Raw genomic sequence first — 23,831 nt, forward strand, 5'->3', positions numbered from 1 at the left:
GTCAGCCTTTCTCTGGGGTCGTCACGCGGCCGAGGGCGTCGGCCAGTCGGGTCTGGTCGTCCCGGGAACCGACGCTGATCCGCAGCCAGCCGGGCAGACCGAGCACGGCGCAGTCCTTGACCCGGACCAGGTCCCGGCCGAGCCGCGGGACGATGAGGTCACGGGCCGCCTCGGTGGGCCGGGCCAGCACGAAGTTCGTCTCGCACTCCACGACCTCGGCGAACAGCCCGCTGTCGCGCAGCAGCGCGCACAGGGCCGGGCGGGCCTGGAGCACATGGGCGGTGAGCCGGGTCATGAAGTCGGGCTCCTCCAGCAGGCCGACCACGGCGTTGAGACTGACGGCGTCGATCGGCATGAAACGGCGCAGCGGTTCGAGACGGGCGATCGTCGCCGCCTCGCCGATCAGACAGCCGATCCGGATCCCGGCCAGCCCGGCGGCCTTGGAGAAGCTGCGGTAGACCAGTCGGCCGGAACGATCCGGGCGGGTCAGCACACTGGGCCGGGAGGAGAAGTCGAGATACGTCTCGTCGATCAGCAGATGCTCGGAGGTCACCGCGTCGATCCACGCGTCCGGCAGCAGCAGGCCGATCGGATTGCCCGGCTGCGCCAGATACACGATGTCGCCCTCGCCCAGCTCCGCCGGGGGCGGCGGCGGCTGCCACCGCGCGTCGAGCGGGATCCCGTGGAACGGCTTGCCGTTCGCCTCGGCCCGGTCGGGGTATCCGTCGAACCCCGGCCGCAGCCCCCACGCCCGGCGGGCCAGCGACAGCGTCAGATCGACCGCCTCGTCCACCCCCGCGGTGAGCAGCACCTGTTCGGGCGCCACCCCGACGTGGGCCGCCGAGAGGGCGGTCACCTCCTCCATGAGCCCGCGCGGGTAGCGGTGCAGCCGCCCGGCCGCCTCCACCACACGCTTGACGGCCATCGGCGGTGGGCCGATGGGACTCTCGTTCCAGTCGAGCAGTGCTTCACGGTCGCCCGACTCGTGGGCTGCCACCACTGTCGCCTCCTGTGCTCGCCGGCGCGTCCAGGACGAGATCGCCCAGGGCGCGCGTGATGACCGGGATGTTGGGCGGGTCGATGACGAAGAAGTGGTCGCCGGGCAGGACGAGGACCTCGCACCGCCCGCTGGTGCGTGCCGCCCACCCTGAAAGCCCGCTCGGGTCGACGTACGGGTCGTCCCCGCCGCCGAGCACCAGCAGGTCCTGGCCGAGCGGCCGGGCCCCGATGACCTGGGACGCCTGTTCACCCAGCGCGGCGTCGCCGCGGAACAGCTCCAGCAGTTTGTCCCGCCAGAACGCGTCGGCCAGCAGCTCCGGCGCGGTGTTCCCGGCGGATTCCAGGAAGGCGATGATGTCCGCGTCGTCCATGTCCAGGGACGTCGACCTCGGCGCGCCCGGCGGATTGCGCCCGCTGACCACCGCCCCCCGCACGAGCCGAGGGTGGGTCTGGGCCAGCACGAGCGCCATGCCCGCGCCCATGCAGTGACCGAACACCGAGGTCGGCACCGACGGGTCGGCCGCCAACTCGGCGGCCACCGCGTCCACGATGCCGTCCAGCCCGCTCGCCGGCGGTTCGCCGAAGCGCCGCTCCCGGCCGGGCAGCGCGACCCCGAGCAACTCGACCTCGTCGGGCAGACCGGTCAGCACCGGACGCAGGGCGGTCGCCCCGGCCGCCGCGTACGGGAACACCACGAGCCGGGCCCGGGGGCGGCCGGCGGCCCTGCGCAGCGGGTACAGCCACTCGGGCCGGCCGCGGCGCCGCGGTTCACGCCGGGGCATGGGCGCTCGCCCCCTCGGCGGAACCGTCCGCGGACTCCTCGTACAGCACGGCGACCAGGTCGTCGATGGTGGGGTAGGTGTACAGGTCGCTGATGGTGATGTTCCAGGCGGGCAGCGTCCGGCTGAGGATCGCGTGGACCCGGATGAGCCGCAGGGAGTCGCCGCCGACGTCGAAGAACCAGTCGGCGGGGCCGAAGTCGCGATGGCCGAGCACCTGCTCCCACGCCTCCGTGACAGCCTCCGCGAGCCGCTCCCCGTCCGGCTGCGGGTCCTTGTCCGGCTGTGGGTTCGCGTCTGTCGGCGGTACGTAGGTCCGCGCAGCCGGGGTCGCGGGGGTCACCGGGGCCGCCGGGGTCGCCGGGTGCTGCGGTGCGTCGGGGAACGGGCCGGCGATCTCCGTCAGCCGGGCCACGTCGAGCTTGCCGTTGCGCGTCACCGGGAACTCCTCCACCGCCGCCCACCGCTTGGGCCGGGCGTAGGAGGGGAGCCGCTGCTCGGCGTACGACCGCAGATCCGGCGGCAGCGCCCGCCCGTCGAGCGGGGCCACGGCGGCGAGGAGCAGCTTGTCGCCGTCGCCCTCGGCCACGACGGCCACCGCCGCGTCGCGCACCCCGGGGTGGGCCCGCAGCACGCCCGCCACATGGTCGGGCTCGACACGGAACCCGCGGATCTTGACCTGCCGGTCCCGTCGCCCCACATACCGCAGATGCCCGTCGCCGCCCCACCGGACCAGGTCACCGGTGCGGTACAGCCGCCGCCCTTCGGGCCGCCCGAAGTCACCGAAGGACTCGGCGGTCTCGTCCGGCAGCCCCGCGTAGCCCTGCGCCAGACCGTCGCCGTAGGTGAACAACTCACCCACGGCACCGGGCGGGACGGTCCGTCCGGCACCGTCGAGCACCAGGACGCCCGTGCCGTCGATCGGCCTGCCGACCGGCAGGGCGTCGCCCACCTCGGCCGGGTCGGAGACATGATGCACCACGGTGAAGCTGGTGTTCTCCGAGTGACCGAACCCGTTGCTGACCGTCAGTCCCGGGCAGGCGCGCAGCACCTGGCGGGTCTGTTCCGCGGGCACCACCTCGCCGCCGGTCAGGACCTGAACGGCGCTCCGGAAGGCGTCCGGCCGGAAGTCCGCGACCAGCCGGAACAGCCCGGACGACAGATACAGCCCGGTGACCGCGCGCTCCTCCAGGAACGACGTCAGCGCGCCGACGGTGATGTGCTCGTCCGTGAAGACCTCCAGGGTCCCGCCGGCCAGCAGGACGGGGAACACCTCCAGCGTGAACGCGTCGAACGCCATGGGCGCGATCCGCAGGAACCGTGCGGCGGCGCCGGGCAGCAGCCAGCCCGCCCGACGGGACAGCCGTACCACCGCCCGGCACGGGATCACGGCCCCCTTGGGCCGTCCCGTCGTCCCCGACGTGAAGGTCAGATACGCGGCGCGCTCCGGGTCGGCGGGGGCCGGGGGCGGCACCGGACCGCCCGTGCGCGGACCGGCCACGGGCAGGGTCACCCTGCCGTCCGCCGCGGCGCCCAGTGCGGCGACCCGGTCCTTGTCGCCGAGGACCACCCGGACCCCGGCGGTGTCCAGGATGGTGGCCGCCGCCGCGGGCGGCATGTCGGACTCGACACCGACGTAGGCCGCCCCGCTCCGGACGATCGCGGCGACGGCGACGATCTGGTCGACGGACCTGCGGGCCGCGACCGCCACCCGGTCACCCTCCCGGACCCCGACGCCCGCCAGTTCGGCGGCCAACACACCTGCGGCAGCGATGAATTGACGATACGTCAGGGAGCTGTCCGGATCGCGGACCGCGATCGCGTCCGGGTGGCGGGCGGCGGCCTCCTCGATCAGCTGCCACAGCCCGGCCGAGCAGTCGACCCCGGGTCCCCGCTCCACCGCTTCGAGCCGTCGTCGCTGGGCCGCCGTGACGGTGGTCAGTTCCGCCGTCCGGGCCCGGGGATCCGCGGCCAGGTCCGTGAGCGCCTGGACGACCCCCGCCGCCAGGTCCGCCGCCTCCTGCGGGGACAGAGCCGCCGCCGCGTACTCCAGCTCCAGCCCCCCGGCCCCGTCCCGGGCGCGCAGTACGGCGTCATGGGCGATGCCGCCGAGCCGTGCGGGCCGGACCTCGAACCGCACCCCGTCGGCGACGAGTTCGCGCGGCCCGTCGGCACCCTCGGTGCCCTCGGCACTCCCGTAGGCGAACTGGACCAGGGGGTGGCGTGCGGGGTCAGCGTCCGCGCCGAGCGCCTCGGCCAGGTCGTCGAAGGGCACGCCGTCGTACCGCGCCGACTGTGCCATCGCCCCGGCCGTGCGCCGGACATACGCCTCCACGCTGTCGTCGCCGGGGATCTCGCAGGCGACCAGGCCCGTGCCGGCGGTCGGCCGGGTCTCGACCAGGAGCCGGTCGACCCCGGCCCGGCGGGCGACGGCCAGGGCCCAGCCGGCCAGCAGCACGGCGTCCCACGGCACATCGAGGCGGCGCGCGAGCCGGGTGCCGTCGGCGAGTGTGGTGCCGGGCAGGGTGAAGGGCAGCCGGGCGGCGGTGAACGTCCGTGCCGGGGGCCGGGTCAGATCGCTGGGCAGCTCCACCACACCGGGCCAGTCGGCCAGTTGCCGCACCCGCTCGGTGAGCAGGTCGGCGGTGGGTGCGGGTGCGGGTGCGGGTGCCGCGTCCGGGGGGAGTTCGGCCGCCGAGCGTGCGGCCTTCGCGTCACGGTAGGCGGCGACCAGTTCCTCCCACAGACGCGCGGTGTCCCGGACGCCGACGACGGCCTGGTGCGCCAGCACCGACAACACCGCCCGCTCCGGTCCGGCCGAGGTGAGCACGAAGACGGCGGGCGGTCGGTCGTACGGCCGCAGCAGCCCGGGCGCGGCGGCCACCAGCAGGTTCTCGACCAGCTCGACCGGGTCGGCGCCCTCCGGGGCGGGCGGCAACTCCTGTTCCAGGACGGGCGGTCGCCAGTCGGCGGCGACCCGTACGGCCGTCGCCCGGCCGTCGGCGGGGCGGGTGAACAGGGTGCGCAGCGCCGGGCGGCGCCGGGCGAGCCGGGCCACCGCCTCGCGCAGCCGTCCGGCGTCGAGCGGTCCGGTGACATCGGCGCTCACCACGAGGTGGTACGGCGAGGGTCCCCCGGCCGTGCGACCGGCGAGCATTCTCTCCTGGGCGCGGCTGGCACCGCTGTCCGAGGCATGCATGCGTGACATCCTTCGTCGATTCAAGTTCGGCCCGCGGGCTCACCACCGGATCGGCGCTCGACCGATTAGAAGCCGTGCCCGGAGACAACCGCCAGGCAACGCATCGGCAATACCGGCGGCGATCGCCACCGGCAGACGCTGGGTCGGCCACCGGCACCGGACGTGCCTGAGCGGCAGACGCGAAAGACTTATTGCGCAACTTCCGCTTCGTAACTAGGGTTCGGGCGAGCCGTCACCGCGCTGGGCCGTGCGGATCACCGACCTCTCCCGGCGGTGAGGTCGCGGACCCGCCCGAAGGGGCCACCGCCCGTCGCCTCCGTCGCCGCCGTCGGCGCGGTCGGCTCAGCGGGGATGCCGCGTACGGCTACTCGTTCCGGCCCCGACCCGGGCCCGATTCCGCACCGATGGGAGCACGCCGTGGCCTCCACCGAGACGCCCCCGCCCTCGCCTCCGCCCCCGCCCGTGGGCGAGGCCCGTCCGGCCTATCGCGACGCCAACGTGCTGCGGTGGCTCGCCGCGTACACCGCGTCGCTCGTCGGCGACAGCGTCTACTTCGTCGCCCTGGCCTGGTCCGCCCAGAAGGTGGCGGGACCCACCGAGATCGGCCTGGTCATGGCCATGGGAGCGCTACCGCGTGCCGTGCTCATGCTCGGCGGCGGCGTGGTGGCCGACCGTTTCGGCCCCCGGCGGGTGGTCCTCGGCAGTGACACGGTGCGCTGTCTGCTCATCCTCACGGTGGCCGCGGCCATCGCGCTGAGCGGGCCCGCCCTGTGGCTCCTCATCGCCACGGCGCTCGTCTTCAGCACCGTGGACGCGGTGTTCATGCCCGCCGTCGGCGCCCTGCCGCCCCGCATCACCGACGCGGACCAACTGGCCCGGGTCACCGGCATGCGCTCGCTGTCGATCCGGCTCAGCCAGATCGCGGGCCCGCCGATCGGCGGCCTGGCCATGGGACTGGGCGGCGCGGCGGCGGCGTTCGCGGTCGCGGGCGTGCTCTTCGCCGTGTCGTTGCCGCTGCTCCTGGCCGTGAGGCTGCGCCCCCTGGAACCGCGCGACGGACAACCGTGCGACGGACAACCGCGCGACGAGCAACCGCGCGACGAGGGACAGCGCGGCGAGGGACAGCGCGACGAGGGACAGCAGGTCGAGGGACGGCACGTCGAGGAACAGCCGCAGGCACCGGCCGGCAGCGCATGGCAGGACATCGTCGACGGCCTGCGCCACATACGCCGCCACCCGCTCCTCTTCCCGCTGGTGCTCGTCGGCGCCATCAGCGAACTCGCCCTGACCGGGACCCTCAACGTCGGCATGGTGCTGCTCAACGACGAACGCGGCTGGGGACCCTCCGGCTACGGCTTCATCATCAGCGCCTTCGGGGCGGGAGCGGCGGCCAGCGCCGCCCTGCTCACCTTCGTCGGCTGGCTGCCCCGAGGCGGCCTGACGATGTCCGCCACCCTGCTGGCGAGCTGCGCCGGAGCGGCTTCCCTCGCGCTGGTGCCCGGCCTGTGGGCCGCCGTGGCGGTGGCCGCGGTGACCGGGCTGAGCGCGGGCGTCTTCGGCAGCCTGAACAACACCCTCGTACAGACCGAGACGGATCCCGCCTATCTGGGCCGGGTGACCTCGGTCGTCATGCTGACCGCGGTGGGGGTGGCGCCCCTGACCTACCCGTTGGTCGGCGCCGCGATCGGTGCGTGGGGCGCCACGTCGGTGTTCGTCGGCTCCGGCGCGTTCGCCGCGGTGGCCGTGGTCGTCGCCCTGGCCTCCGACGCCGTACGGCGTGCCGAATTGCCCCGCAAGCCGAAGGCTCACACATAGGGGGCCCGGCGAACCGATAACCTTCCCGCACGCCCACGGGGAGACGGCACGACCGGCGGCGCCGATCCGACTTAACCCATCAGGAGACCGCTCGTCCATGGATCGCACCCCTGACACTCAGGTGGATGACCTTGCGGTGGCCGTCGCAGCGATCGACGAGCTGCTTCACGCACTGGGCCTGGACCGGGGAGCCATCGACATCGGCAAGCTCTCCCACGAGACGGGCATCCTCGCCGAGCGGGTCAACGCGCTGCTCGACGGCACGGACGCCGACCCCGGAGACGTCCAGCGGAACTTCCAGAAGCGCCTCAACTTCCTGCGCGAGACCCGTCTCAAGCCCGACGGCAAGCAGTACACCCTGGACGAGATCGGCGCGGGCGCCGGGATCTCCCACGGCTCGGTGGGCTATCTGCTGAAGGGGCAGCGCAGCCCGGGGCTCGCCGCACTCGCCAGCCTGGAGGGCTTCTTCGGCGTACAGCCCGGCTTCTTCACCGCGACCGAACGGCAGGCGCTTCTGCGGGCGTTGGGCCCGATCCGCGACCAACTCACCCATCTCGCACTGCTCAGAGGCAAGTCGGTCGCCGGGCTCGCGATGGGCGGCTGCGCCCCGGAGAACGGGGAGTCACGGCTCTCCAAGGAACTGCGGGAGGCCCTCGCGCTCGCCCGCAGATGCCCGGACGACGAGGACCCCGAGGTCCGCATTCTGGCCGACACCTTCAAGTCACTGCCGCACCGCAGCAGAGAGCGCATCCTGCCCGTGGTGTGGGGCGTCCTGGGGCTGGTGCGCGCGGAGTGCGACGCCCCGGACCGCGACTGATCCGGCCCGGACGGGTCGTCAGGGGCGCTGGGCGCGGTCGTAGACCTTCTTGGCCGTGTCCCCCAGCACCTCCCCGTACATCTTGGTCGGGGCCAGGGAGTCCAGTCCGCTGTTGACGGAGACCAGGACGCCCTTGCCGGTGGTGGTGTCGAAGTCGGCGAACCAGGGGCCCCCGCTGGAGCCGCCGTTCAGGTCGCAGGGGATGACCTGCGCGCCGTTCTCCTTCTTCGCCGTACCGACGCAGCGCAGGAGTTCCTCACCGCGCTGGGGCCGGGTGGCGGGGTAGCCGAGGGCGCTGACGGTGCCCCCGACCGGACGGTTGAAGGCGATGGCCTGGCCGCCGACGGTGTCGGTGAGCTTGCGGCCGTCCTTGCCCGCGTCCACGATCAGCGCGGCCATGTCGTTGACGGAGTCGTTCTCCCAACTGCGCGGGGTCACGGCCGCACGGACCGCGAACACCCCGTGCGGCTGCTTGCCCTTGCTGTACCCGGGGACGAAGACCATCGACATGTTGGTGTTGACGGGGGAGGAGCCTCTGCGGACACAGTGGGCGGCGGTCATCACGGCGGACTTGTTGGCACTCTTCACGGCGGTGGCCGAGCACCAGGTGTCGGCGCCCGTGGCGTTGACGAAGAAGAGACGTCCTACGGTCTTCAGGGCCGGGCCCCGCCAGGGCTTGGCCCTCGGACCGGACGGACCGAGGTCCACGGACGCGCCGACGGCTTTCATCCGCGCGGTCGTCCAGTAGGCGAGGGCGTCACGCCGCTCCTTGGTCGTGTACTTGAGGAGGGAGACGGGGTTCGCCGCCGCGGCCTGGGCCCCGCCCTGGGCCTGGACCTCGCCGGGCACCGCTGCCGCGGCCGGGACCGGGGCGGCGAGGGCGAGAGCCGTACCGGCCACGGCGAGTCGCGTGGCCCGGCCACGAAGACGCCGGTTCTCGGACGTGGATGTCCTGGGCATGGAGAATCTCCCTCGACTGGTGCGGGCGGCGGACGGAACTGCTCCGTCCGCCCTACAGGACAGGGAACGGGTCCGGCCGGTTGTCCCTGTCGACGGCCTGTGACACTCGTGAACGGATCAACACAGTCACCCCCACTCACCGACCCGTCCCGTCCCGCCCCGTCCCGCGCCGAGGGCGATCGGCCGGTCAGAGCGCCTTGGGCAGCCCCGCGAGCGCCTCCGCCGACACGAAGCTCAGGTTCCGTTCCAGCAGGCCCTCGATCACGGCGGGCAGCGCCAGCACGCTCTGGTGACGGTCGCCGCCGCCGTCGTGCATGAGGATGAGTGAGCCGGGGCCGGCGTGGTCGAGGACGGTCCTCGCGATCTTCTCGGGGCCCGGCCGGGCCCAGTCCCAGGAGTCGACGTCCCACAGGGCCAGCGCCGGTCCGCCCGCGAGCAACTCGGTCAGGGTCTCGGGGGTGCGTGCCCCGTAAGGGGGCCGGAAGACGGCCGGGACCCGGCCCACGGCCCGCTCGAACGCCTCGCCGGTGCGGTCGAGTTGGAGCCGGAACTGGCGGGCGGTGAGGTCCGGCAGGAAGGGATGCGACCAGGTGTGGTTGCCGAGGCTGTGTCCCGCGTCCACGATCCGCCGCACCTCGTCCGGCAGCGCGTTCACATGCAGCCCGACGCAGAAGAAGGTGGCCCGGACCCCGTAGCGGGCCAGGAGGGCGAGCACCTGCCGGGTGTACACCGGATCGGGGCCGTCGTCGAAGGTCAGGGCGATCTCGGGGCGGTCGCGCGGGCCGTGCCGGAACCAGCGGCCCGCCTCCGTGAGTTCCGCCTCCACCGGAGCGCTGCGGCGGATCCCGTCGTGGTAGTCCTCGTCCCGTCCGCTCTGACCGCCGCCCTCCGCCGTCAGCGGGGACAGGGTCGCGCGCCGGGTCCTGACCAGCTCCGCGAGGGCGAGGGCCGGTACGGAGCCGAAGTCGGGGCGCTCACCCAGCAGCCATGGGTCGACGCGGTACACCTCAAGACCGGCCGCGGTCAGCAGTCCGTCCACCAGGCCGTTGGTGCTCTCCAGGGCCACGGCGCACCGACCCCGGGGCATTCCGCCGTCGCCGCCGCCCAGCCACCGGGTGAGTTCCGGCACCCGCTCCGCGCCCCAGTGGGTGCCCGGCACGGCGCGTTCGCCGTCGGCGTCCACCACTTCGACCCGATAGCCATCGGCGGACCAGGCGATTCCCGCGTACAGCATCTGTGTGATTCCTACTCGCTCGCCCGGGCACGGCAACGCGCCCGGGAGGTCGGATGAAGGGGTTGGGGTGAGAGGTGTCCCGTGTCCGATGGGACGGGGACACGGTCCAGGTCCGGTGGGGCCGGGACACGGTCGAGAAGCGGGCCGGAGTCGGGTCTCGTGCTCCGGTGTCCTTTCCGGTCGTACGGCCGCGTCCCAGGTGACAGGAACAGCCGCACCCCTCGTGACGAGGGGTTTTACCGAAGAGTCCGGGCCTCGGGGGGTCGGCCCGTGCGGCCGATCCCCACCGATGTCCATGAACTCTCCATCATTGCGACACAAGTGCGACAGTCGCGCGCTATTCTTCGCCGTGCCCCGCCGAGTGGTCCAGACCATACCCAAGGGCGGACTTCGCGCGCCATGCCCCACGACCGACTCCTGTGTCATCGCATGTCCGGTCAACTCCCGTACAGGCCAACGAACTTGGAGGGCACCATCAACGCACCGCCCGCTGTGCCGACCGTTCCCGAGCTGCTCGACGCGAGGGCCGCCGAGCAGCCCGACCGCGTCGCCCTCCAGGTACGCGGCGGCGGCACCCTCACCTACGGCGCCTGGCGTTCACGAGCCGTCCGCGCCGCCCATGGACTCGCCGCGGCGGGCGTGCGCCCCGGTGACCTGCTCGCCCTGCGCTTCGACAACGAGGAGTGGGACGCGTACGCCGTCGCCTTCCTGGCCGCCCACTACACCGGGGCCGCCGCCCTCGTGCTCCGCGCCGACCTCACCGCACCGGAGGCCGCCCGGATCGCCGCGCTCTGCGGTGCCACCGCCGTCCTGCGCGGCACCCGACTCCCGCCGCTGAGCGGACCGTCGGCGACGGCCGACCACCGTCTCACCGAGGTCGAGTCGGCCGGGGCGACCACGGCCGTCGGCACCGAAGCCAGCCCCTCACCCCCGTACCGGCCCGCCCCCACCGACACCGCCCAGATCGTCGGCACCTCCGGTACCACCGGAACGTCCAAGGGGGTCGTCGCCTCCCACGCCAGTCTGACGGCCGGCCTGCGCCGCCACCCGCGCCACCGCCCCTACGCCCACTCACAGCACGCCCTGCATGCCTTCCCCCTCGGCACCAACGCGGCCCAGATGATGGTCATCGGCGCTCTGACCGGCGCTCCCACGACCGTCGTCCTGCCCCGGTTCGACGCCGAGGAGTTCGGCCGGGCGGTGGCGGAACTGCGGATCGGCACCGTCTTCGTCGTCCCCTCCATGGCGATCGAACTCCTCAACTCCCGGGCCGCCGAACGCCATGACCTCTCCAGTGTGCTGCTGCTCTCCTCCTCGGCCGCCGCGCTGCCCGCCCCCGTCGCCCTCGCCCTGACCGACGCCCTGCCCAAGGCCACCGTCGTCAACGCCTACACCTCGGCGGAGGCGTCCCCCGCCCAGCTCTCCACCATCGTCGACCTCGCCCGCCCCGGGTCGGTCGGACGCCCCACCGACCCCCGGGACCTGCGCCTCCTCGGCCCCGACGGGACACCCGTGGCGCCGGGGGAGACCGGCGAGGTCTGGCTGCGCCAGCCCGGCCCGCCGCGCAGCTACGCCGGTGACCGTGCCGCCTCCGACGCCGTCTTCCGCGACGGCTGGGTGCGGATGGGCGACCTGGGACGGCTGGACGACGCCGGATACCTGCATCTCGTGGACCGCGAGAGCGAGGTCATCAAGTCCGGTGCCCTCAAGGTCTCCACCCTGCGCGTCGAAGAGGTCCTGCACGCGCACCCCCAGGTCGCCGACGCCGCCGTCCTCGGCGTCCCGCACCCCGTGATGGGCACGGTCCCGGCCGCCGTCGTGGTGCCCGCCCCGGACGGGCTCGACCTGGACGACCTGCGGCTCTTCCTCGCCGAGCGGCTGAGCCGCGTCGAACTGCCAGTACGGATCCTGCTCGCCGCCGACCTGCCCCGCAACGCGAGCGGAAAGGTCGTCAAGCGCCGACTGAGCCCGCTCTTCACCGCGCCCGATCCGGACCCCGATCCGGACCCCGACCCCGACCCGGACCCGGGGCCCGATCCGGACCCCGACCCCGACCCCGACCCGGACCGCCGTATCGGCCCAACCCCCGGCACCGACCCCGCCTCCGACCCCGCCTCCGCCTCCGCCCCCGCCCCGACAGCGGACACCGACCCCGCCACGCCACCCCCGCCCATCACCTCCGCCACCGAACAGACCCTCGCCACCCTTTGGCACGAGGTGCTGGGGCGCCGGGTGCGCCATGTCGAGGAGGAGTTCTTCGCACTGGGCGGCGACTCCTTCCGCGCGGTGCGGCTCGCCGCGGCCCTCGGCGACCGGTTCGGCGTCGACGCGAACGCCGCCCTCGTCTTCGGCCGCCCCTCGCTGCGCGCCCAGGCCGCCTGGATCGACCAGCGGTCCACCACGCCCGGCACCGAGCCCCCGGCGACCGCCCGACCCGCCCCCACCCCCGGCGAACCACCCGCCCTCTCCCCGTACCTACGCGCCCTGCGCGCCCAGCCCCATGACGTCCCCCTCACCAGCCAGCAGGAGAACTTCCTGGACTGGATGGCCGGGGCACCCGGGCGCGACGCCGGCGCGGTCACCGCGCTCTTCCGGGTCACCGACCGGCTCGACGCCGAGGCCCTCGGCCGGGCGGTCACCGCACTCGCCGTCCGCCACCCCGCCCTGCGCACCCGGTTCGTCCCCGTCCCCGGTGAGGTGCCCGGACTGGTCCGTACCGTCCTGGACACGGAACCCCACGTCCGCCTCACCCTGCGCGAGACCCCCGGCGCCACCGACGACGAGACCGACGCGCTGCTGACCGCCGAACGCGACCGGCTCACCGACCTGGGCGCGGACCCGCTCACCCGGCTGCTGGTCGTCACCCGTGGCCCCGAGGACCATGTCGTCCTCCTCGCCGTCCACCACATGGTCGCCGACGGCTGGTCCATCGGCGTCCTCCTGCACGAACTCGGCCTCGCCTACGACGCCCTGCGCCGCGGCCGGACCCCCCGCCTGCCCGCCCACGCCCTGCCCTACGCGGACCTGACGCGCTGGGCGGCGGAGCAATGGGAGGCCGGACGCCGTCACTTCGCCACCGCGCTGGACGGCGCCCCCTCCGCCCTCGACCCGTTCCCCGGCCGCCGCGCCGTCGACCGGGTCCACACGGTGGCCCACCCCTTCACCGTCGCCGCCGGACCCGCCGGCCGGTTGCGCGAGCGGGCCCGGGACCTCGGCGTCACGCCGTTCATGGCCGTCGCCGCCCTGTGGAGCGGACTCCTCTGCGCCCGCTCCGGCGGCAGCGACCTGGTGCTGATGACCCCCGTACCCGGCCGGACCCGGCCCGAGGCCCAGCGGACCGTGGGCTGTCTGGTGCAGTCCCTGCTGGTGCGCGTCGACTGCTCCGGCGGCCCCGGCTTCGCCGAACTGGCCGACCGGGTCCGGCTCGCCGCCACCGCCGCGCTGGACCACCAGATGTACCCGTACGCCGAGTTCAACCCGTACCGGATCGCCTTCCCTGCCTGGCTGCGGTACGAGAAGTGGGCCGCCGACGCCCATCTGCCCGGCCTGCGCTGCGAGCCGTGGACGCTGCCCCGCGGGACCACCGTCCCCTGGCCGCTGCCCGGCGGTGACCTGGGCGTACCCGAACTCACCGTCGTGGAACAGCCCGACGGCTCGCTGGACTGCTGGATCCAGTTCAACGCGCTGGCCTTCGAGAAGAGCGACATCAGCGCCCTCGCCGACGGCTTCACCACCGCGCTCACCGCCGCGGGCGCCTGACCCCCGTACCGCCCGCACTCCCGTCCGCAGGTCCCACCCCCGACCGCGACTCCGTCACCCACCCCTGACACGAGTGACCGGACCCCTGGGCACCGCCGCCCCGTCCGGACGGCACCCCGCGCCCTTTTCACCCCCTTTCCCGCCCGCTCTACCGACCGAGGAATCCACCCCCGTGACCAGCATCCCCGCAAGCCCCGCCCAGCAGGGCATCTGGATCAACGAGCGGCTCGCCCCGCTCGGATCCGTCCACCACATCGCACTCGCCGTACACCTCGAAGGCGCGCTCGACGCACCGGCGTTGGCCGCCGCCGTCGCCGACGTGACGGCCCGGCATCCCGCGCTGTCCCTCACCGTCCAGGAGGACGAGGGCAGCCCCGTCCTCGTCCCCGGCCCGGCCCCCTCACTCGTCGTGCGCGACATCGCGCCCGCGTCACGCACCGCCGTGACCGCCGAGGAGAGCGCCGCGCCCTTCGACCTGACCGCCGGCCCCCCGGCCCGGTTCACCCTGCTGCGCACCGGCGCCACCAGGGCCACACTCCTCGCGGTCCTCCACCACATCATCCACGACGGGACCTCCACCGACGTCCTGCTGACCGATCTGGCCGGCTGCTACGCCCACCGCACCGGCCACGGCCCCGCCCCCGAACCGCTCACGGACCCGGCCCTCACCACCGCGTACGGGCCCGAAGACCTGGCAGCGGCGGCCCAGCACTGGGCCGCGCGGGACCTGCCCGCCCCCACGGTCCACCTCCCCGGCCTCACCGCCGACCCCGACGGCCCCTCGGGCCCCGGCACCGGACCGGGCGCGGTCGTCGCCTTCGACCTCGACCCCGGGCTCCGCGCCGACCTCGCCGTCACCGCCGGGAAACTCGGCATCACCACCTTCGAACTCCTCCTCACCGCCGTGCACACCCTGCTGCTGCGGTACGGCAACGAGCGCCCCGCCGTCGCCGTCGACCTCGGCACCCGCGGCCCCCAGGACGAGGGCCGGATCGGGATGCACGTCAACGAACTGCCCGTCGTCAGCGCCCCCCGCCCCGACACCCCCTTCGGGACCTTCGCGCACACCGTCCGGACCGAACTCCGGGCCGGCTACCCGCACCGCCGGATCCCGCTGGCCCGTGCCGTGCGAGGCATACGGCCCGGGGTCACCCTCGCCCCGGTCTCCCTCACCTACCGGCGCCGGATGGCCCTCGTCACCTTCCACGGCCTCACCACCACCACCGACTGGTTCGTGTTCCCCGGGATCGCGCGCGGCGCCCTGCGGGTGCATCTGCTCGACGGCCCCGACCGCCTCAGCGTCTTCCTGATCCACCGCACCGACCGGCTGCCGGCCTCCCGCGCCGAACGGATCGGCGCCCACCTGCGGCGGCTGCTCGCCGCGGTCGCCGCCGCCCCCGGCACCGCGCTGGCCGATCTGCCCCTCCTCGCCGACGCCGAACTCGCCCCGCTCACCGGGCCCGCCGCGCACCCCGACGCCGCGGGCGCCACCCTGCCCGCCCTGCTCACCGCCGCCTTCGCCGCGCACCACGACCGCCCCGCCCTCACCGCCGGGGACCGGACCGTCACCTACGGCGCACTGGCCCGCGCCGCGCGCACCTTGGCCGACACACTGATCGCCGCCGGCACCCGGCCGGGCACCGTGGTCGCGGTCTGCGCCGAACGGTCGCCCGAGACCGTGGCCGCCGTGCTCGCCGTCACCCTCGCCGGAGGCACCTACCTGCCCGTCGACCCCGGATACCCGCCGGACCGGGTGGCGTTCGTCCTCGCCGACTCCGGCGCACCCGTGGCGCTGGTACAGCGCCGCACCGCCGACCGGATCGCCTCCGGCGTCCGCACGGTCCTGATCGACACCCTCTTCGCGGACCCGACGGACACCCTCACGGACACCCTGCCGAACACCCCCACAGACACCCCCACAGACACCCCCACAGACACCCCCACAGACACCCCCACGGACCCCTCGGTCCCCGCCGCCCCCGTCACCCCTGTCACCCCTGTCACCCCTGTCACCCCCTCCGACCTCGCCTACCTCATCTACACCTCCGGCTCCACCGGCCGCCCCAAGGGCGTCGAGGTGCCCCATGGCGCCCTGGCCCATCTGCTGCTCGCCTTCCGCACTTCGCTGGACTCCCGTCCGGGCGATGTCTGGCTCGCCGTCACCTCCCTGTCCTTCGACATCTCCGCGCTCGAACTCCTTCTGCCCCTCGTCACCGGCGGCCGGGTGATCCTCGCCGACGAGAGACAGGTGCGCGACGGCCGGGCCCTCACCGGCCTGGTCGCGCGGCACGACGTCACCCATCTCCAGGCCACCCCGTCCGGCTGGCGCCTGATGCTCGACGCGGGGCTCGACGCCCCCGGCCTCACCGCCCTCACCGGCGGCGAGGCACTGCCGCTGCCGCTCGCCCGCGCCCTGCGCGAACGGGTCGGACGGCTCTGGAACGTCTACGGCCCCACCGAGACCACCATCTGGTCCACCGCCGCCGAAGTGCCCCCGGCGCCGGGGGAGATCACCATCGGCCGCCCGATCGCCGGAACCACCGCCCTCGTCCTGGACCACTCCGGACGCCCCGCGCCCCACGGAGTCGTCGGCGAACTCGCCCTGGGCGGCGCCGGACTGGCCCGCGGCTACCGCGACCGCCCCGCCCTGACCGCCGAACGGTTCGTCACCGACCCCGCGACCGGCCTGCGCCTCTACCGCACCGGCGACCTCGCCCGGGTCCGCCCCGACGGCGCCCTGGACTGCCTGGGCCGCCTGGACGACCAGGTGAAACTGCGGGGCCACCGGATCGAGCCGGGGGAGATCGAGGCCCGTGTCCAGGAGCATCCGTCCGTGGCCGACGCCGCCGTCGCGGTACGCGGTACCCCCGACGCCCCGGGCGGGCAACTCCTCACCGTCTACCCGGTCTGGCGGCCGAACGCCCCCGCCCCCACCCTCTCCGAACTGCGGGCCTTCCTCGCCCTCACGCTGCCCGCCGTGATGCTCCCGGGAGCCCTCCACCCGCTGCCCGCGCTCCCGCTCACCCCCAACGGCAAGACCGACCGACGAGCCCTGCCCGAACCCGACCGAGACGGAGATCGCGACCGAGACCGGGACCGGGACCGGAACCGCGACGGGAACCGGGACCGGGACCGAGACCCGCTGCCCCCGGACCCCGCGACCGCACCGGACGGCACCGCACCCGCACCCGCACCCGCACCCGCATCCGCACCCGCCTCCGAAGACGACCCGTGGGACGAGGTCACCACCGAGGTCGCCGCCATTTGGCGCGAAGTCCTCGGACTCACCTCCCTCGGCCCGGACGACGACCTCTTCGACCTCGGCGCCCACTCCCTGACCATCACCCAGGTCGCCGCCCGTATCCGCGACCGCCTCGGCGTCGAGGTACCGCTGCACGTCTTCTACGACGCCCCCACCGTCGCCGCCGTCGCCGACGCCGTCACCCTCGAACTGCTGGGAGAGGCGCGCTGATGACCTCCTTGGACCAGCCGGGCACTCCCGTCCCACCGACCCCCGCCCCGAGCCCACCTCCGATCCCGCGCCCCGCCGGACCTGTCGGCTCCGCCGGCCCGCCCCGCCCCGCCCGCCGCACTCTCACCCCCGAGCAGAAGGCCCTGCTCGCCGCCCGGCTCCGCGACCGACCCACCGCCGCGGGCCGCCGCACCCCCGCCGTACCGCCCCGGCCGCCCGGCACCCCCGCACCCCTCTCCCTCGCCCAGGAACGCCTCTGGTTCGTGGAGCAACTCACCCCCGGCACCGCCGCCTACGTGCTGCCCATCGCCGGACGGCTGCGGGGCGCGCTCGACGCCGACGCGCTCGCCGAGTCGCTGCGGCTGATCGCCGTACGCCACGACACGCTCCGCTCGTCCTTCCCCGCGGCCGACGACGGAAGCCCGCTGCTGCGGATCGCCCCCGCGGACACCTTCACCGTGCCCTGGCGCACCCGCGACCTGACCGGGCTGCCCGCGCCGGAGCGGGAAGCCGCCGCCCGCGCCGAGGTCGAGACCGAGGTGGCACGGCCCTTCGACCTCGCCGAAGGGCCCCTGGTCCGCGCGCTGCTGCTGCGTCTCGCCGACGACGACTATGTCCTCACCGTCTGCCAGCACCACCTCACCGGCGACGGCTGGTCCGCGTCCCTGCTGCTGGACGAACTCCTCGCCGGACACCAGGACCTGGTGACCGGCGCCCCGCCCGCCCACGCCCCGCTGTCCGTCACCTACGCCGATGTCGCCCACTGGCAGCGCGAGCGCCAGGAACTCCCGGCCGCCCGCGAGGGCCTGCGGCACTGGTGTGCGGCGATGGCCGGCGTACCGCCGCTCGACCTGCCCACCGACCGGCCCCGGCCCGCGCTGCCCGGCCCCGGCGGCGCCACCCACACCTTCCGTCTCGACCCGGCGACCCACGCCGGCGCCCGCGCGCTGGCCCGGGCCCACGGCGCCACCCTCTACATGACCCTCCTCGCCGCCTTCCAGGTGGTGCTCGGACGCTGGTCCGGGCAGCGGGACTTCGCGGTCGGCACCCCCTTCGCGGGCCGTACCGACGAGACGACCGAAAGCCTGATCGGCCTCTTCAGCACCCTGCTCCCGCTCCGGGCCGACCTGGGCGCCACCGCACCCGACGCGGATGCCGAAGACCGTGACGCGCCGCCCGCGTCCCCCGACTTCCGCACCGTCCTCACCCGCGTCCGGGCCGCCACCCTCGACGCCCAGCAGCACCAGGACACCCCCTTCGAACGCCTCGTGGAGGCCCTGGACCTCCCGCGCGATGTCGGCAGGCCGCCCCTGTTCCAGGTGTCCTTCGCGCTCCAGAACCACCGCGCCCAGCGGTTCACGCCCCGCGACCTGGAGTGGCGCACCTTCCCCTTCCACGGCACCGGCGTCCATCTCGACCTCGGCCTGTACTGCACCGAGACCGACGACGGACTCGACGCCTTCCTCACCTACCGCACCGACCTCTGGGACGCGGGGACCGTCACCCGGCTCGCGGAACACTGGCAGCGCGTCCTCGCCGGGGCCGTCGCCGACCCCCGCACCCCCGTGGCCACCCTGGATCTGCTCGGCCCGGACGAGCGCCACCGCGTCCTGACGGAATGGAACGACACCGGCACCGCCACCCCCTGCGCGCCCACCCTCGCCGACGCCGTCACCGCCCAGGCCGCCCGCACCCCGGACACCACCGCCCTCGTCCACGACGGACACACCCTCACCTACGCCGCGCTCGACCGGCGCGCCAACCGGCTCGCCCATGTGCTGCGCGACGCGGGCGCCCGCCCCGACACCCTGGTCGGCGTCTGCCTCGACCAGGGCATCGAGCAGGCCGTCGCCCTCCTCGCCGTCCTCAAGTCCGGGGCCGCGTACGTCCCGCTCGACCCCGAGCAGCCCCGCCGCCGCCTCGCGCACATGCTGACCGACAGCGCCCCGGTCGCCCTGGTCACCACCGCCGCCCACCGCGCCCTGCTGAGCGGCGCCGAAGACACCCCCGTACTCCTGCTGGACGACCCGGCGGACCCGCTCGCCGCCGCACCCGACACCCCGCCGGACCCGGAGGGCGGCGCCGGACCGGACGACCTGGCCTACGTCATCTACACCTCCGGGTCGACCGGCACCCCCAAGGGCGTCGCCGTGCAGCACCGGCAGGTCCTCACCTATCTCGACGGGGTGCGGCGGCGGTTCGGCGAGGCCGGACTGCCCGACGGCGCCCGCCATCTCCTCCTCCAGTCGCTCGCCTTCGACTTCGGCCTGACCACCCTCTACCTCTCGCTGACCACCGGCGGCACCCTGCACCTGCTGCCGCCCCGCACCCCCGGCCCCGAACTCGCCGCCCACCTCGCCCGGCACCGGATCGACTGCGTCAAGCTCACCCCCTCCCATCTCGCCGCCCTCACCGCCGAGGTCGACGACCCCGCCGCACTGCTGCCCCGGCGGCTGCTGATCCTCGGCGGCGAAGCGTCCGGCTGGGAGTGGAGCCGGTCCCTGGCCCAGGCGGGAGCCCGTACCGGCTGCCGGGTCGTCAACCACTACGGGCCCACCGAGGCCACCGTCGGCGCCACCACCCACCTGATCGACCCCGCCCGCCCCGCCGACGGCCCCACCACCCCCATCGGCCGGCCGCTGCCCGGCGCCCGCGCCTACGTCCTCGACCCCCACGGCGCCCCGGTGCCGCCCGGCACGGTCGGCGACCTGTGGATCGGCGGCGACCGACTGGCCCGCGGCTACCTCAACCTGCCCGACCTCACGACGGCCCGCTTCCGCCCCGACCCGTTCGCCCCCCGGCCGACGCCGGGCCACCCACCGACCTCACCGCACGCACAGAGACCGCGCATGTACCGCACCGGTGACCTGGCCCGCCACCGACCCGACGGCACGATCGAGTTCCTCGGCCGCGGCGACGACCAGGTCAAGATCCGCGGCTACCGGGTCGAGCTGGGCGAGGTGGAGACCCATCTCGCCCGGCTGCCCGGCGTCGGACAGGCCGTGGCCGCCGCGCGCGGCCCCGCGGGCGAACTGACCCTCGTCGGCTACCTCGTCCCCGCCGACCCCGACACCCCGCCCCCGCCCGCCGCCGAACTGCGGCGCCTGCTCGCCGAACACCTCCCCGACTACCTCGTCCCCTCCCGTTTCGTCGTGCTGCCCGAACTGCCCCGCCAGGCCCACGGCAAGACCGACCGCCGCGCCCTGCCGGATCCCGGGCGGCCCGGCCCCGACGACGGCGCCGTCCATGTCGAGCCACGCACCGACGCCGAACGGACCGTCGCCGCCGTGTGGGCCGAACTGCTCGGACTCGAACGCGTCGGCGCGCACGACGACTTCTTCGACCTCGGCGGCCACTCGCTGCTCGCCATCCGGATGGTCGCCGCCCTGCGCCGGCTGCTCGGCCCCGAGGCCGGCATCACCCTCATGGATGTCTTCCAGCACCGCACGGTCGCGGCCGTCGCCGCCCTCGCCGACCGCACCGGACAGGAACGCGGCCCACGCCGGCTGCTGCACCGGCTCACCCCGCCCCGGCCGCAGGACCAGGTGACCCTCTCCCTGGTCTGTCTCCCCTACGGCGGCGGCAGCGCCGTCGTCTACCAGCCGCTCGCCGACGCCCTGCCGGACCAGGTGGCCCTGCACGCCGTCGCCGTACCCGGACACGACCTCGGCATGTCGGAGGAGTCCCTCCCGCTGGAGGAGGTGGCCCGCCGCTGCGCCGACGAGGTGCTGGAGTCCGTGCCCGGACCCGTCGCCGTCTACGGGCACTGCGGGGTCGGTGCCGCGCTCGCCGTCGAGACGGCCCGGCTGCTGGCCGCCGCCGGACGCGAGCCCGCCGCCGTCTACCTCGGCGGCATCTTCCCCTTCGCCCGCCCCACCGAGGGGCTGCTCGGCCTGGTCTCCCGCGTCTCCGTCCTCGACCGGCGGCGCAGCGGGCGGCTCCACCTCAACTGGCTCCGGTCGATGGGCGCCGACCTGGAAGGGCTCGAACCCGACCAGTTGACCACCATCGTCCGCAATGTCCGCGAGGACTCCCGGGCCGCCGAGGCGTACTTCACCGAGCGGCTCGCCGGGCCGCCCACCGGGCTCACCGGCCCCGTGGTCTCCGTCGTCGGCTCGGCGGACCCCGGCACCGAGTTCCACCGCGAACGGTTCCGCGAGTGGGGGTTCGTCGGGCCCACCACCGCGGTGGCCGTGCTCGACGAGGGCGGCCACTACTTCCTCAAGCACCGGGCCGCCGAACTCGCCGAGATCGTCACCACCGTCCACCCCGCCGTCCACGAGGGCCGGCCGGACGGGCTGACCCGGCGGGGACGCCCGGCCGGCGCCACCTGGTGGCTGGACGGAACCCATCGCGCACCCGCCGCCACCGACCCGGCGCAGAGCACCGCCACCGACCGGGCGCAGAGCACCGCCGCCGACCCCGAGGGGCGGGCCCGCACCCGGCGCGACACCCGCCGCTTCGTCGCCGTCGCCGCCTCCCAGACGGTCTCCCAGACCGGGTCGGCGCTCACCGAGTTCGCGCTGCCGCTGTGGATCTACCTCACCACCGGATCGGTCGCCTGGTTCGGCCTGTTCGCCGTCCTCGGCATCGTGCCCGGTCTGCTCGCCGCGCCCGTCCTCGGCAGCCTCGTGGACCGTGTCGACCGCCGCCGGGTCATGCTCGTCACCACCCTGGTCTCCGGCTCGACGGAGGCCGCCCTCGCCCTGCTGCACCTTTTCGACGCCCTGCACCCCTGGCACGTGGGCGCGTTGATGGCCGTGCTGTCCGTCTCCCTGACCGGACAGCGCCTCGCCTTCCAGTCGGCCATTCCGCAACTCGTCCCCAAGCGCTACCTCGGGCACGCCAACGGAGTCGTGCAGATCTCCGGCGGCATCGCCCAGGTCGTGGCCCCGCTGGCCGCCGTCGGACTGCTCGCCGCGATCGGGATCGGCGGCGTCCTGCTCCTGGACGTGATCAGCTACGCGGTGGCCGCGACCGTACTGCTGGCCGTCAGGTTCCCCCGCACCCTGCCCGCCACCCGGCGCGAGACCCTGCGCCGGGAGATCGTCGCCGGGTTCCGGCTGGTCGTCGCGGAGCGCGGCTTCCGGGCCATGCTGATCTTCTTCGCGGTGCTCAATCTGTTCCTGCCGGTGCTCTTCCAGATGATCTCGCCCCTGGTCCTCGGCTTCTCCTCACTCGCCTCGGTGGCCTCGGTCTCCCTCGCCGGCGGACTGGGCGCCGTCGTGGGCGGGCTGGTGATGGGCCTGTGGGGCGGGCCCCGGCGCCGCCGGATGCGGGGCATGCTCCTGGTCGTCCCCGTCCTCGCCCTGTTCTGCGCCCTGACCGGGCTGCGGCCCGACCTGCTGGTGGTCGGCGCCGGGGTGTTCGGGATGTCCGCCTCGCTGTCCCTGCTCAACGGCATCTATCTGACGATCGTCCAGGTGAAGGTGGCGCAGCGGTTCCACGGCCGCGTCATGGCCCTCAACCAGCTGGTCGCCTGGTCCACCCTGCCGGTCGGCTTCCTGGTGATCGCCCCGCTCGGCACCGGCCTGCTGGGGCCGCTGATGGCCCCCGGCGGCGCCCTCGCCGACACGGTGGGCGCCGTGCTCGGCACCGGACCCGGCCGGGGGATCGGGCTGCTGTACGTCCTGCTGGGTGCCGCGATCCTGCTGCTGGGCCTGGTCTCGCTACGGGTGCGCAGGCTCGCCCGCTTCGACCAGGAGGTGCCCGACGCGCAGGCCGACGACCTGGTCGGCCTGGCCACGCTGACCTCCGAACGCACCGAGCGGGCACGGGGCGGGGGCGGGACGGGCTGAACGAGGGGCGCTGAGTACGGGTACGCGTCGGCGGCGGGGGAGAGCACCCCGTCCTCGCCGTCGGCGGCGCGGACCCGCCCGGGACGGGGGCGCGATTACCCTGAAGCGCATGGGTGTCACCAGGGAGCTGCCGACGCTCGCCGCCGGCGAGGTGGACGTGCCCTTCGTGATCAAGGGGTACGAGGAGGTCGTCACCGACGACACCGCCTGGAACGAACACGCCCACCCCTGGCACGAACTGCTCTGGAACGAGCGCGGCGCCTCCACGGCCGTGGTCGGGTCCCAGGTGTGGTGCATCACGCCGACGCTGGGCCTGTGGATGCCGGCGGGCCGGCTCCACTCCGCCTCCGCCGTCGCGGGGACCGCGTACCGCGCCCACTTCTTCCGGCACGGCACCACGTCGGCGCTGCCCGACGAACCGGTGGCGGTGGAGATCACCCCCTTGCTGCGGCTGCTGCTGGAGCGGCTGGAGGAACCGGACCTGGGCCCGCGCTCCCGGTCCGTGACGGAGGCGATGGTCCTCGACGTCCTGCGGCCCTCGCCCCGGGCGCTGCTGGTGCAGCTGCCCACCTCCGCCCTGCTGCGGCCGATCGTGGACGCGGTCCGGGCCGACCCCTCCCACCAGCGGACGCTGACCGGCTGGGCCACCGCCCTCGGGTGCAGCACCCGTACCCTCGCCCGGGCGTTCCGCGCGGAGACGGGGACGACGTTCGCCCGCTGGGTCGCCTCGGTCCGCGCCCAGCACGCCGTCCGACTGCTCTCCCGCGGCGTCGAGGTCGAGGAGGTGGCCGACGCGGTCGGCTTCCGCTCGGCGAGTGCCTTCGGGGCCGCCTTCCGACGCACCACGGGGACGACGCCCGGCCGCTTCCGGCCCCAGTGACCCCGCCGCCCCGGCCCGCGTGACCCGGTGGTGCGGCGCCCGAGGGATGTCCGACTCGCTACAAGGGCTGTCGAAAAGGCTTGATTGCTCCGGGCCGCCCCGGCTCCCTAATCTGTGCA

The 23,831-nt window shown here is 74.6% G+C and carries 11 protein-coding genes; 6 read left to right on the forward strand and 5 right to left on the reverse strand.

Annotated features, from left to right (window positions below; translation table 11 throughout):
* Position 1 precedes the first annotated feature (1 nt).
* From ACIQNG_RS05250 to ACIQNG_RS05260, 3 genes are read right to left on the reverse strand one after another with little or no spacing between them, the layout of a single operon-like run.
* Positions 2-997 carry a pyridoxal phosphate-dependent aminotransferase gene (locus ACIQNG_RS05250; protein WP_401482678.1) on the reverse strand — a complete coding sequence of 332 codons (996 nt, stop codon included), beginning with the start codon at positions 995-997 and terminating at the stop codon, positions 2-4.
* A complete protein-coding gene (locus tag ACIQNG_RS05255; protein WP_401482679.1) occupies positions 969-1,781 on the reverse strand; it encodes a thioesterase II family protein in 813 nt (270 codons plus the stop codon). The genes ACIQNG_RS05250 and ACIQNG_RS05255 overlap by 29 nt, the downstream gene beginning before the upstream one ends.
* Positions 1,768-4,977 (reverse strand): amino acid adenylation domain-containing protein, encoded by a 3,210-nt coding sequence (locus tag ACIQNG_RS05260; protein ID WP_401482680.1) that lies wholly within the window; start codon positions 4,975-4,977, stop codon positions 1,768-1,770. Before ACIQNG_RS05260 ends, ACIQNG_RS05255 begins: the two co-directional genes overlap by 14 nt.
* Positions 4,978-5,394: 417 nt before the next feature.
* Between ACIQNG_RS05260 and ACIQNG_RS05265 the strand changes: the two genes are divergently transcribed.
* Together ACIQNG_RS05265 and ACIQNG_RS05270 are read left to right on the forward strand one after the other, a co-directional pair.
* Positions 5,395-6,792: an MFS transporter gene (locus ACIQNG_RS05265; RefSeq protein ID WP_401482681.1), complete on the forward strand. Its 1,398-nt coding sequence runs from the start codon at positions 5,395-5,397 to the stop codon at positions 6,790-6,792.
* A gap of 97 nt (positions 6,793-6,889) precedes the next feature.
* Positions 6,890-7,609 (forward strand): hypothetical protein, encoded by a 720-nt coding sequence (locus ACIQNG_RS05270; protein ID WP_401431060.1) that lies wholly within the window; start codon positions 6,890-6,892, stop codon positions 7,607-7,609.
* Between the two features lie 18 nt (positions 7,610-7,627).
* On the opposite strand, the gene ACIQNG_RS05275 is transcribed toward ACIQNG_RS05270, so the two are convergent.
* Entirely contained in the window at positions 7,628-8,569 is a 942-nt protein-coding gene (locus ACIQNG_RS05275) for a trypsin-like serine peptidase (protein ID WP_401482682.1), read from the reverse strand.
* Between the two features lie 187 nt (positions 8,570-8,756).
* Positions 8,757-9,803, reverse strand: coding sequence for a polysaccharide deacetylase family protein (locus ACIQNG_RS05280; protein ID WP_401482683.1), 1,047 nt, complete (start codon positions 9,801-9,803; stop codon positions 8,757-8,759).
* Positions 9,804-10,232: 429 nt separating this feature from the next.
* Here ACIQNG_RS05280 and ACIQNG_RS05285 point away from each other — a divergent pair, with 429 nt between their 5' ends.
* The 4 genes from ACIQNG_RS05285 (at position 10,233) to ACIQNG_RS05300 (ending at position 23,712) form a co-directional block, all read left to right on the forward strand.
* Entirely contained in the window at positions 10,233-13,562 is a 3,330-nt protein-coding gene (locus ACIQNG_RS05285) for an AMP-binding protein (protein WP_401482684.1), read from the forward strand.
* Positions 13,563-13,734: 172 nt separating this feature from the next.
* The gene (locus ACIQNG_RS05290) at positions 13,735-17,034 is read left to right on the forward strand and encodes an amino acid adenylation domain-containing protein (protein ID WP_401482685.1); all 3,300 of its coding nucleotides are present in this window, start codon (positions 13,735-13,737) and stop codon (positions 17,032-17,034) included.
* The gene (locus ACIQNG_RS05295) at positions 17,034-22,832 is read left to right on the forward strand and encodes an amino acid adenylation domain-containing protein (RefSeq protein WP_401482686.1); all 5,799 of its coding nucleotides are present in this window, start codon (positions 17,034-17,036) and stop codon (positions 22,830-22,832) included. The genes ACIQNG_RS05290 and ACIQNG_RS05295 overlap by 1 nt, the downstream gene beginning before the upstream one ends.
* A gap of 109 nt (positions 22,833-22,941) precedes the next feature.
* A complete protein-coding gene (locus tag ACIQNG_RS05300) occupies positions 22,942-23,712 on the forward strand; it encodes an AraC family transcriptional regulator (protein ID WP_401482687.1) in 771 nt (256 codons plus the stop codon).
* Positions 23,713-23,831 lie beyond the last annotated feature (119 nt).

The sequence above is a fragment of the Streptomyces sp. NPDC091377 genome (assembly GCF_044757045.1).
In the GTDB taxonomy this organism is placed as follows: Bacteria; Actinomycetota; Actinomycetes; order Streptomycetales; family Streptomycetaceae; genus Streptomyces.